General features: G+C 34.1%; 9 protein-coding genes. 8 read left to right on the top strand and 1 reads right to left on the bottom strand.

The window, feature by feature from the left end:
* The first annotated feature begins 532 nt into the window (after nt 1-532).
* The 8 genes from LX69_RS16830 to LX69_RS16790 all read left to right on the top strand — a co-directional run bounded on the left by LX69_RS16830 (nt 533) and on the right by LX69_RS16790 (nt 12592).
* Nucleotides 533-844 (top strand): helix-turn-helix domain-containing protein, encoded by a 312-nt coding sequence (locus LX69_RS16830; protein WP_111447197.1) that lies wholly within the window; start codon nt 533-535, stop codon nt 842-844.
* A complete protein-coding gene (locus LX69_RS16825; RefSeq protein ID WP_111447196.1) occupies nt 841-3828 on the top strand; it encodes an Eco57I restriction-modification methylase domain-containing protein in 2988 nt (995 codons plus the stop codon). Before LX69_RS16830 ends, LX69_RS16825 begins: the two co-directional genes overlap by 4 nt.
* On the top strand, nt 3815-5422 hold the full coding sequence (locus LX69_RS16820; protein WP_111447195.1) for an Eco57I restriction-modification methylase domain-containing protein: 1608 nt from the start codon (nt 3815-3817) through the stop codon (nt 5420-5422). Before LX69_RS16825 ends, LX69_RS16820 begins: the two co-directional genes overlap by 14 nt.
* A 9-nt stretch (nt 5423-5431) precedes the next feature.
* Complete coding sequence (locus LX69_RS16815) at nt 5432-6469, top strand: DUF262 domain-containing protein (RefSeq protein ID WP_111447194.1); 1038 nt, start codon at nt 5432-5434, stop codon at nt 6467-6469.
* Nucleotides 6470-6471: 2 nt separating this feature from the next.
* The gene (locus LX69_RS16810; RefSeq protein ID WP_111447193.1) at nt 6472-7446 is read left to right on the top strand and encodes a nucleotidyltransferase family protein; all 975 of its coding nucleotides are present in this window, start codon (nt 6472-6474) and stop codon (nt 7444-7446) included.
* A 385-nt stretch (nt 7447-7831) separates the two neighbouring features.
* Nucleotides 7832-8518, top strand: coding sequence for a hypothetical protein (locus LX69_RS16800; protein WP_111447191.1), 687 nt, complete (start codon nt 7832-7834; stop codon nt 8516-8518).
* Nucleotides 8519-8794: 276 nt separating this feature from the next.
* Nucleotides 8795-11764, top strand: a complete 2970-nt coding sequence (locus LX69_RS16795) for an Eco57I restriction-modification methylase domain-containing protein (RefSeq protein ID WP_111447190.1) — start codon at nt 8795-8797, stop codon at nt 11762-11764.
* A gap of 81 nt (nt 11765-11845) precedes the next feature.
* Nucleotides 11846-12592: a hypothetical protein gene (locus LX69_RS16790; RefSeq protein WP_111447189.1), complete on the top strand. Its 747-nt coding sequence runs from the start codon at nt 11846-11848 to the stop codon at nt 12590-12592.
* Here LX69_RS16790 and LX69_RS18060 read toward each other — a convergent pair.
* Nucleotides 12587-12925 (bottom strand): hypothetical protein (locus LX69_RS18060; protein ID WP_221621409.1); only part of this gene is annotated, 339 nt, incomplete at its 5' end. The two genes, LX69_RS16790 and LX69_RS18060, sit on opposite strands and share 6 nt — an antisense overlap.

Here is a 12925-nt window from a genome sequence, read left to right as displayed (position 1 = left end):
TGATAAATTAAAAACTATTACTGCGTAATGGATAATAAAAAGTAATTTTAGGGGGCAATATGGAGAGCTATCCCGTTAGGGATTTAGTTCAACATTGTGTAGCATTAATGGCGGTTGAAGCACGTTCCGCAAGGTTCGTTTCCCGCATCAGCCATCTAACGGTTTGAAAGGAGATTCGCCCGCAATCCGCCACTAATGCTACACTACCCGTTGGCAACAAGTGTAAAAAGACAGACACAGCAGACAGATGCGATATTGACAAATTTAAAATAAGAAAGGATTTAGCTTTTTGACAGGACAGTGCAAATTTGATGGAAATTTATTTTGTTTTTTTCTTCCCCCCGCAAAAAAAGAAGAAACTCCTCCCTCATTGCACACATTGGCAAAGCCCCACGAGCCAACGCTCAAACCAAAGCTTTGCCAAAGAGTGCAATTTTGCCAACCCACCACTGCATGTTGAAAACTTTGTCATAAAATTGATTGATTTGTAATTGAATATTTATAAATTTGACAAAAACAGTCAACAAAGATTATGTCAACAGAAACAATCGGCGAGAAGCTAAGGCAATTAAGGGAAGAAAATAACTTGCCATTGCGAAAAGTTGCAGCATTAATAGATATTGATGTAGCAATTTTAAGCAAGATGGAACGAGGTGAAAGAAAACTAACAAAGGAAATAGTTCTGAAACTTGCTGATACATACAAATATAATGTGGACGAGCTTTTAGTCTTATTTCTAAGTGAAAGGATAATGTATGAAATTCAAGACGAAGCATTGGGCGAGAAAGCATTAAAGGTAGCTGAAAGAAGAGTGAAATATTTAAAAGAAAACAAAGGAAAATGACAATTAAGCAACTCATAGATAAATATACAGCCGACAGGGATTATTACTTGACTAGCAAGTATAATGAAACACTGCTTCGCAGTGATTTTTTAGACCCTTTTTTCGAGTTGCTTGGTTGGGATATTAAAAATAGCGCAGGAAAACCAACAAATGAGAGGGAGGTAATTTTGGAAGAAGCATTGAAAACTAATGCTTCAGAACATTCCAAAAAACCCGATTACACTTTCCGACTTTTTTCTGAAAGAAAATTCTTTTTGGAAGCAAAAAAACCTTGCGTTTCCATTGAATCAAACAATGACACAGCAAAGCAAGTCAGACGATATGGTTTTACTGCTAAGTTGAAAATTTCTGTTTTGTCAAATTTTGAGTATCTGATTATTTATGACACTTCTGTAAAAGTTGATAAAGACGATATTTTCTCTAAAGCACTCGTAAAGAAATATCATTACAATGAATATGAAAGCAAGTTTGAGGAAATAAGACAACTTTTAGGAAAGGAGTCGGTATATTCAGGAGTATTTGAAACAGAATGGAAAGAAATTGAAAGTAAAATCAATCAATACTCGATAGACAATCTATTTCTAAATCAAATCAACGAATGGAGAAAAGCACTTGGTGCAGAAATTTACAAATACGACCCAGGAATTGACGAGCAACAATTAAACGATGTTGTTCAAAGCTACATCAATAGAATTATTTTTCTTCGTGTTTGTGAAGATAGGAATTTAGAGGATTACCAAACTCTTCTAAAGTTTGCCAACGCAAACGACTTTAAAGCACTTATTAAGAAATTTGAAGATGCTGATAAACGATACAATTCGGGTTTGTTTGATCAGTTGTTGAAAAACAAGATTGTTGAGAATGTTAGTTCCGTATTTTGGATTATTATCAAACAACTTTATTACCCAGAAAGCCCTTATTCATTTAGCGTTTTTTCATCAGATGTTTTAGGAAGCATTTATGAAATTTTCCTTTCTGAAAAATTATCAGTTCAAAGTGGTTCAGTTGTTTTAGTAAGGAAACCTGAAAATATTGACCGTGATATTATTACAACTCCTACATTTATCATTAGCGATATTTTACGAAATACCGTTTTGAAAAAATGCGAAGGAAAAACGGACAAGGAAATTCTAAAGTTGAAATTCTCTGATATTTCTTGCGGTTCAGGTGCTTTTTTATTGGAACTGTTCCAGTTGCTCAATGATATTCTGGTTGACTTTTATTTAATAAACGACAAAACAAAACTCATTCAAACGAATATCAATACCTACAAATTACCGTTTGAAATTAAACGAAAAATTTTGCTAAACTGCATCTATGGAGTTGATAAAGATTTTAATGCAGTTGAAGCCACTAAATTTGGTTTGCTTTTAAAATTGTTAGAAGACGAAGACACCAATTCAACCAGCAAAACTAAACCTGTTTTGCCTGACCTTTCGGAAAACATCTTTTTTGGAAATAGTTTATTGAATCCAAAACAAGTAACCGAAAAGAAAGACCAGGTAATAATCAACCCGTTTGATTTCTCAAAACTTCGTTTTGATGTCATTGTAGGAAATCCGCCTTATATGAAGTCGGAGGATATGAAAAACATTACTCCGCTTGAATTACCACTTTACAAAGCCAATTACGATTCGGCATACAAGCAGTTTGATAAATACTTCCTTTTCCTTGAACAAGGAATCAATTTGTTAGCTGATGATGGAATTTTAGGTTATATCGTTCCGAGCAAATTTACCAAAGTTGGTGCAGGTTTAAAACTTCGTGAATTACTCGCAGACAAAGAGTATTTGCATTCAATTGTTTCATTTGGAGCAAATCAGGTTTTCGCAGACAAAACTACTTACACCTGTTTGCTGATTTTAAGCAAGAAAACCCAAAAGACTTTTAAGTATGGCGAAGTTAAAAACCTGAAAAGTTGGAAAGTAAGAGAACCAGAAGCAGTAAAATATGCTTCAAAAAACACAAATGAATTAGATGGTGAGGTATGGGTTTTAGTACCACCAGAATTGTCAAATGCCTATAATAAAATTGTTGCTCAAAGTATTAAACTTGCTGATTTAGTTGGAAATGATAATATTTTCAATGGTATTCAAACAAGTGCCAATGATGTTTATATTTTCTCTCCATCAAAAGAAGATAAAAAGTATTTCTACTTCTCGAAAAAAGGTGTTGATTACAAGATTGAGAAGGTAATAACAAAACCCTATTTTCAAACTTCTTCAGGCGAAGATAATTTATACACTTACAGAACTTTCAAACCGAATGCAAGGGTAATTTATCCTTACTTGTCAACAAAAACAGGAGTTGACATTATTCCTCTAACAATAATTCAAAAGAAATTTCCTTTGGCTTATGACTATTTTCAAAAGCATAAAGCCATTTTAAATAATCCGAAACGAGATATAAAACCAGAGCCCAAAACAAAAAATGAATGGCACAGATACGGCAGACATCAAAGTTTGGATAGTTGTGGACTTCCTTCAAAAATTATTGTTGGTGTTCTTTCTGTTGGCGATAAATACGCAATTGATGTTCACGGAACTTTGATTTCGTCAGGTGGAACAGCGGGTTATTGTGTAGTTGCAATTCCAACAACTTCCGATTATTCCATTTACTACATTCAAGCCATTCTCAACTCTAAATATTTGGAATGGTTCAGTGCATTGTATGGCGAAGTTTTCAGAGGTGGTTACATAGCAAGAGGAACAAAGGTTTTGAAAAACCTACCAATCAGAAAGATTGATTTTTTAGATGCTAAACAAAAAACACTTCACGACAAAATCGTAGAAACTCAAAAAGAATTAATCAGCATTTATGACCAAATAGATGCAAATGCAGGAAATAAAAGGGCTTTAACTCCATTGCAAGGACAATTTATAAGAGAGAAAGCCAACCTAGAAAAGCTATTAGCTAAATTATACGATTTAGGTAGTGAAGATTCATTAATCCCATTAATCAAAGAATTGTATGAAGCTAATTAAAAACGCAACAGCCGAGAAATTGAGAGGTGGATTTTACACACCCGAGCCAATTGCTGCATTCATTTTGAAATGGGGCATCAATGGAAGTTCAGACTATGAAATTTTAGAACCAAGTTGTGGTGATGGAGTTTTTCTCGAACAATTGAAAGAGAACAACCATAAATTCAAATCAGTAACAGCCATTGAATTTGATGATGTAGAAGCAGAAAAAGCTGATAAAATCAAACTCAACAACAAGAATGTAATCAATACAGATTTTCATTTGTATTGTAATGAAACCACACAGAGATTTGATTTGGTAGTTGGCAATCCGCCTTACATTCGCTATCAGTATTTTCAGGAAGAACAGCAAAATGAAGCCATCAAAGTTTTCAATCGTGCTAAACTAAAATATTCAAAATTGACTAATGCTTGGGTTTCTTTTGTAGTTGGTTCAAGTCTGTTGCTCAAAGAAAAAGGAAAGATTGGTTTTGTAATTCCTGCGGAATTGTTGCAAGTTTCTTATGCTCAACAACTCCGTGAGTTTTTGGCTCATTTCTACAATAAAATCAATATTATTTCTTTTGAAAAGTTGGTTTTCCCTGATATTCAGCAAGAAGTTGTTTTGTTGCTTTGTGAAAAGAACGGAAGTGATTCACATTTAATTGAACATCTTGAATTACGAGATGCTTCAGACCTCGAAAAACTTGATGTGAACATCCTAAAAAGTCCATCAAAAAAGATAGATTTTAAGTCAAACAAATGGACTTACTACTTTTTAGACCAAGAGGAAATAGATTTTCTTGAAAATATTGCCACTAAACGAAAAGTTCCTACAATTGGTAAATATGCCAATGTTGAAGTAGGTATCACAACTGGAGCAAATGATTATTTTACTGTTCCTTTGCCTGTTGTAGAAGCTTATGACCTGAATGAATATGCAAAGCCCATGGTTGGCAGAAGCGTTCAGGTAAACAGTGTGATTTTCACAGAAAACGATTGGAAATTAAACAGGCAAACCAAAGCTAAAGCTCATTTACTGGTTTTTCCACCAAAACAAATTCTAAACGGGCACAAAGGAGCGAACTCATACATTAAAATGGGCGAATCTCAAGGAGTCAATAAAGGTTACAAAACAGGAATTCGTGATGATTGGTTTGTAATACCGTCAATTAAATTATCTGACGCTTTGTTTATTCGCAGAAACAATCACTACCCTCGATTAATCTTAAACGAAGCAAACGCATATACAACGGACACGATGCACCGTGTGTTTATGAAAAAAGACACCAATAAAAACGCTTTTATTGCCAGTTTTTATAATTCCTTGTCTTTGGCTTTTTCCGAAATAGTAGGTCGTAGTTATGGTGGAGGTGTGTTGGAGTTAATGCCAAGCGAAGCAGGAAAAATATTACTTCCCTACCAAATCGAAAATGCCGATTTGCTCGCAACGATTGACCAAATGATGAGAGAGAAAAAGCAAATTGATGAAATTCTAGAAATTACAAATAAGCAAATTCTGAAAGATGGATATGGCTTTACCGATAAAGAAATAAAACTTGCGGATAGTATTTGGAAGAAGCTTTCGGCAAGGAGATTAAATAGGAATAAATAATATTTAACAATGAAAAGACAACCAACAACACAACAAATAACGTGGTTTTTAGATTTATATCGTAACAGCCAACTTGATTTAGAACCACCCTATCAAAGAAAAAGTGTTTGGAGTTCAAAGGATAGAAAATTCTTTTTAGACACAATTTTTCGGAATTATCCAGCACCTCCAATTTTTATTCATAGAACTGTAAACGACCAAGGATATACTAAATATCACGTAGTAGATGGAAAACAAAGACTGGAAACAATATTATTATTCTTTGAAAGCAAGATTTCAATTGCACCTGACTTTGGGGATGTAAACCTAAACGGCAAGAAATTCAAGGACCTAACTCCTGAATATAAAAGAAGGTTTTGGGATTACACTTTAGTTGTTGATTTCATTGACTCTATTGATGGAAATAATATTGAAGAAGTATTTGACAGAGTAAATAGAAATGCGAGAAATCTGTTGCCTCAGGAACTGAGACACGCAAGATATAACGGTTGGTTTATAAATTTTGTAGAAGAAGAATCAGATACTGATTTTTGGTGGGATTATAAAATTAGTACGAGAGGACGTGACAAGAGAATGAAAAATGTTCAATTTGTTTCAGAGTTGATAATGATTGTGCTTGAAAATAAGATTGTAGGTTTTGACCAAGGATATATTGATGAAGTTTATGCAAAATATGATGAAATAGAAGAACTTCTGGAATCTGGAGATTTTAGTCTTGAAGATTTCACAAAAAGGCTTAGTGAAATAAAACAATTCATTGTTGATGTAGATATGCATAATGAATCAATTTCAAAATTTGCTTCTGGTTCTAACAACAATTATTACACGTTGTGGGCTTACATCCATCTAAATAATCCGCAAAACCCTGCAGATTTTGCAATCGCTTATGAAGCTTTTATGGAAAAAGTTTCTAAAGTAAAGGAAATGCAGGATGCTGGGGAAGTAATTGAAGAAGATGTTTTAAATTATTCAAACAATTCAAAAGGAGCTGTGACTGATTTACCACAAAGAAGAGAACGTTTGTTAGCCCTGACTAATTCCATTTAAATATGAAAATAGTTCAATCAGTTCAAGAGCTTTACAATACAAATTTACCGTACTTCAATATTATAAAAGGTAAGGTTGATGAAGTTGTAAAGTCCAATAAAAATGAACGTTGGCATTATGAAAGTAGGCTAAAGCAAATTGAGAGCTTTGCAATGAAAATAGAGATGGGTCGATTTAAGAAAACTGAAATATTTGAAGATTTTTTTGCGTCTACAATCGTTGTGAAGAATTTAAGTGAAATTTCATTAGCAGAGAAATTTGTCGCAAAACATTTTAATATTCAATTTAAAAGACCAACATCGAATAATTTTACACATAAAGATTCATTTTCCTTTCCATTTGATGACTTAAGACTTTATGTTTCATTAAAAGATTTTGAAACAGGAGAATTTGCTCCAGATTTATATGACTTAATTTTTGAAATTCAAATAAAAACTTTCTTGCAACATGCGTGGTCAATTGCTACACACGACCTAATTTATAAATCTGATAAAATAAACTGGGCAAAGGAACGTATTGCTTATCAAGTTAAAGCTACCTTAGAACATGCAGAAGTAACAATTAGTGGTGTAGAAGAACTTAGTAAATTAACAGAATTGGCTAAAGAAAACAAAGATGTAAAAAAAGTCAATCAATTAATTTCCTTAATTCTTAACCATTGGAAACCAGAAGATTTACCTTTGGATAGAAGAAGATTAGCCCAAAACATCATTGGTTTTATTGATGCTATTGGAATTACTTTACTAGAACTAGATAGTGTTTTAAAAAGTGAATCAAATAATGGTCGTGGCACATTAACTAGAAATCTATCTCCTTATCTAATTGTTGTCCAATCTGTTTTTAATATTTACCCAGAAAGAATAATAAACTATCTTCAGGATAAAAATAGTCGAAATAAGCAAAAGATATTAATAACTTCTGAAATGGATATTCCAAATTTAGAGTCAATAGTAGAAGAAAAACTTGTAAGAATATGAACCAACCCACAGTCGTAAGCACATTTGCAAGCCCACACGAGCCAACGCACAGTCCAAAGGCTTGCAAAAGAGCTTCCGCCTTTCCTGCCCACGTAACCGCCTTTCAGGGCGGTTTTAGGATTGCCCACGCTCAAAAAAACAAAATAAATTTGTGCTTCGTGGATAGGTTAGTGCAGGTTGAGAATGACAAGAAAATAAAGCTAAATAAATGATAAACAGACGAATATGAATGAACACCAGTTGCCAACACGCGGTATAGTTAATTGCCGGTGCAGTGGGTATTCGAGCGGCACAGCTCGTATCAAAAGTAGTTGTAACTTGATAGGAAAGTGCTTCGAAATTGGCAACTAACCATACCGCCGACCGTTAGCATTTATTATAAAAAATGGAAAAAGTCGCTGAGTTATTATACAATCATTTGTGTCAACAAGAAACAGATAGATTGGTCTCTGAAAATAAAACGGAAGAATTTAATGTTCCTTCAGATGAGATAGCTAAACTGACTTCTTGTGCTAAAGAAAGGATTAAAATTAAATTGAAATCAGGAAAATGCAGCTCTTTATTAATTGGACAAATGGTTCTCCATATGGGGAATTATGGTGAAAAATTCAAGGATAAAATAGAGTATTATAATGCATCTGAGATTTTTGATTTAGTTGAAAATATAGAAAATGGAAAAGTATCAGGAACTGATTTTGAACGTGATATACTAAATGGATTTTCTCATATACATCATGGTTCCTATGCCAGTATTGGATATAACATTGTTAGAAATGTTAAAGAATATTGGTTTAAGAAAAAAAGGATTCGAAATGAAAAAATAAATGATTTCAAGCAAATTGTTGAGCAATTTGGAACAAGTAATATTTCAGCTATTGCGATAACGATGCATAATAAGGCAATCTTTAATAAGGATTTAAGGGGAGAGTGGTTAATTTATAAAAACATGAATGGATTAAAATACTACCTATGCTTAGCGACTCACGGAGAAAGTGATGAATTTATTTACAATGAAAAGATTAAGCCTTGTTTGGTTGAATTTCCAGGATTAGAAACAAATAACAAATGCTAACATCGCATATACCTAATGGCGGTTTTACTGCACTTTGCAAGGCTTTTCGCCCGCTCAAACTTCACCACGGTTTGACAGTTGAATCGTCCGCAATCCGCCACTAGGCATATGCGTAACGTTACCGCCAATTGTAAGAAGAAAAACACCGTAGCCTGAATAAATACCGACCAAGCCCACCCACCACCCAATGATTTTACAGAAAAATCAAATAATCAGAAAAGCATTTAAAACTGATAACATTACTTTGGTAGCCTGAATAATACTTAACAACTTGACATGGGACTTTTTCAAAAAACTGTTGTACAGAAATATCTAAAACAATTCGACGCTAAAACATTAGAGAATAAATACAACGAATTTATTGCTCACTTTGGAAAGCCCGAAATCCAAGAAAATATCCGAAACAGTAAGGAAGAACAATACCAAGAAGGATTCCTGCGCGATTTGTTTGTTAACATTTTAGGCTACACCCTCAATCCCAATACAAACTACAATCTAATCACCGAAAACAAGAACCTAAAGGATAGCAAAAAAGCCGATGGCGCCATTATTCTCGAATCAAAAGTAAAAGCCGTTATCGAATTAAAAGGCACCGACACAACCGATTTGGCAAAAGTCGAAAATCAGGCATTTGGTTACAAAAACAATCAAATTGGGTGCGTTTACGTTATCACCTCAAACTTCGAGAAACTTCGCTTTTATATCGAAGATGCTACAAATTTTGAGGAATTTAACCTTTTCACCCTCACCCACGAACAATTCAATCTCTTTTATCTCTGCTTATCATTCGACAGCATTTCAAAAGGTTTGCCCCTTGCCATAAAGCACGAGTCAACAAGCAAAGAAGAACAAATTACCAACGATTTTTATAAAGCTTACTCAACCTTTAAGCGTGATTTATATCAAAATTTAGTCAGCCAAAACCCACAATTCGACCCTTTATTGCTTTTCAAAAAATCACAAAAACTTTTAGACCGTTTCCTTTTCCTATTCTTTGCCGAAGACCGTTTATTATTACCTCCTAATTCTGTTCGATTAATATTAAGCGACTGGCGGGAGTTGCAGGAACGTGATGTACAAATACCCCTTTACGAACGTTATAAAAAGTACTTCGAATATCTAAACACAGGATATAAAGGCAAGCGATACGATGTATTTGCCTACAACGGAGGGCTGTTTAAACCCGACGAAGTTTTAGATACCGTAACCATCAACGACGATTTACTATACAAACACACCCTCAAACTATCGGAATACGATTTTGTAAGCGAAGTCGATGTCAATATTCTTGGGCACATTTTCGAAAACTCACTCAACGAAATCGACGAAATCAAAGCCGAACTTGAAGGGACTGCAATTGATAAAACAAAAACCAAACGCAAAAAAGACGGCGTTTTCTACACACCTAAATACATTACCAAATACATTGTCGAAAATACAGTCGGGAAACTCTGCACCGATAAGAAAAACGAAATCGGTATCAAAGACGAAGATTATATCACTGACAAAAAACGACAAACCAACACCAAAAAAGCCCTACTCGACAAACTTGCTCAATACCGCCAGTGGTTGTTGCAAATCACCATTTGCGACCCCGCTTGTGGCTCAGGCGCATTTCTCAATCAGGCATTAGATTTCCTGATTACCGAACATCAATACATCGACGAACTTCAGGCCAAAATTTACGGCGCATCCATCATATTTAGCGACGTCGAAAAAAGCATCCTCGAAAACAACATATACGGGGTTGACCTCAACGAAGAAAGCGTTGAAATTGCTAAACTCTCCCTTTGGTTGCGCACGGCACAACCAAACCGCAAGCTAAATGACCTTAACAACAATATTAAATGCGGTAACTCATTAATCGATGAACAAATTATTGCAGGTGAAAAAGCATTCAATTGGCAAACCCAATTTCCAGAAATATTTGATAAAGGTGGCTTTGATATAATAATTGGCAATCCTCCTTATGTGTTATGCCAACCTTCTAACACCAATGAAATAATTTTAAATTATTACAAGTCATTCGAAGTATCTAGTTATAAAATTGACTTATTTCATTTGTTTTATGAAAAATCAATTAAAAATTTAAAAGAAAAGGGACTATTGGGTTTTATTACACCTAATACCTTTTTAACCAATAAATACATTCAAAGTCTGCGGAATTTTATTCTTTGTAATTCATTTATCGAACAATTAGTTAACTATAATGATGTCGTATTTGTTGATGCGGGAGTAGATGTAGCAACTTTAATTCTTTCTAAAAACAAGATTTTAAATAGCAAAATCCTAGTGTTTAACAGCATAAATGGCTTTACTCATTTTAATACAACTAAATCCCAACAAGATTGGCTTAATTCTTCAGAGCAAGTATTCAATATAAATAATAGCTCAATTATGCAATTTGAAAATTGTATTCCTTTTGAAGAAATAGGAAATACATATTTTGGAATTCAAGCATATGATAGAAAAAGCTCTATTTCTTCAACCAAAGATTCTGATATTTTCATCCCAATAATTGATGGTTCTGATGTGTTTAAGTACAAATATTCTGAAGCTACTAAGTATTTCAATTTTATAGAAGAAAATATAAAAAGTGGTGGCGATTGGGAAATATATAAAAAGGATAGAATTGTAATAAGACAAATCGGTCAGTTCCCAATTATTGGTTTTTGTAATGCGAATATTTTAACCTCAAATACTATTTATAACCTCTATTTGAAAGATGAAAATTATTCACTGAAATATGTGTTTACCGTTTTAAATTCTAAAGTGATAAAAAGTTTTTGGTTATCCTCATTTAGTGATAACAAAGACTTATTTCCCAAAATAAAAGGATATCAATTAAAGCAATTACCAATTCCTAAAGCAGATAAAAACGAACAACAGCCTTTAATTGAGAAAGCTGATTTAATGCTCTCATTAAATAAAGAACTTCAAGTAATCACACAAAGGTTTACACGCTTAATCCAGCGCAAATTCAATTTAAATGTATTATCAACAAAAGTTCATGAATGGCATCTTTTCTCTTTCAATGAGTTATTAAAAGAACTTGCAAAAAAGAAAATAAAACTATCACTTTCAGATGAAGCTGAATGGGAAAATTATTTTTTACAAGAATCTAAAATAGCTTTAGAATTAAAATCACAAATTGAAAAGAACGAAAACGAAATTGACCATTTGGTTTATCAACTCTATAAACTGACAAATGATCAGATTGAAATCATTGAAAATAGCGTCAAATAATCGCCTTATGTTTCCTGTTTTAAATTATTTAAGTATTTTCAAATCGCCAATACTTAATAATTAACCATTAATCCAAAAATCATGGCAAGTACTTCCGAAACAGGACATGCAAAAAATGTCGCTAACCTCGATGAACTAATCTCTTTTGTTGGCGGTTATGGCGTAGTCTATAACCCATCAAAACCAGCAATCAAATTACCTGCATTGCAAGCCCTCTCAACAGCAGCCAAAGCGGCAATCGGTGCAGTCAATTCCGCAAATCCTGCGTATAGCAACGCAGTTGCAGCCCGTGAGGTTGCATTCGCTCCACTTGGCAAGTTAACCACCCGTATTCTCAACGCCCTCAAAGCAACCGACACAACAACCCAAGTTGACGAGAGCGCACAAACCATCGTTCGCAAATTGCAAGGTCGCAGAGCAACCCCAAAGAAATCAGAAGACGAAGTAAAAGCCCTTGCAGCCGAAGGCAAAGAGGTTAACGAAATATCAACCTCACAAATGAGTTACGACAGCCGTTTAGACAACTTCGATAAACTTATTAAATTGCTCACAAGCGTAACCCTTTACGCCCCCAACGAAGCAGAACTAAAAGTAGCAGCATTAACAACCCTCTATAACGACCTAAAAACAAAAAATGCCGCCGTTATAGCAGCCTCCACACCATTAAGCAACGCTCGTATCACACGAAACGATGTAATGTATAAACCAAATACAGGCTTAGTCGATGTTGCACTCGACACCAAAACCTACATTAAGTCAGTATTTGGTGCATCCAGTCCCCAATACAAACAAATCTCGAAACTCGGCTTTAAAGTAGTCGAGTCATAAAACCAATAAACAGAGAGCAGTTGTCAAATAGGCAACTGCTTTCTTGTAACAATCAACTGAAAGTTTGTAATAACGGACTGAAAGTTTGTAATAATCAACTGCAACTTTGCAATAACAAACTGAAAGTCTGTAACAATCAACTGAAAGTTTGTAATAACGAACTGAAACTTTGTAATTGTCAACTGCAATTTTGCAATAACGAACTGAAAGTTTGTAATTGTCAACTGCAACTTTGCAATAACGAACTGAAAGTTTGTAATAATGAACTGCAAGTATGTAAATGACAACTGCAAAGATTATAACAGGAAGAAAAATAAAAACAACTGGCGGTAA

It is taken from the genome of Breznakibacter xylanolyticus, from assembly GCF_003254275.1.
In the GTDB taxonomy this organism is placed as follows: domain Bacteria; phylum Bacteroidota; class Bacteroidia; order Bacteroidales; family Marinilabiliaceae; genus Breznakibacter; species Breznakibacter xylanolyticus.
The sequence above is the reverse complement of the archived record's forward strand: the minus strand, read 5'-3'. Positions and strand labels throughout refer to the sequence as shown.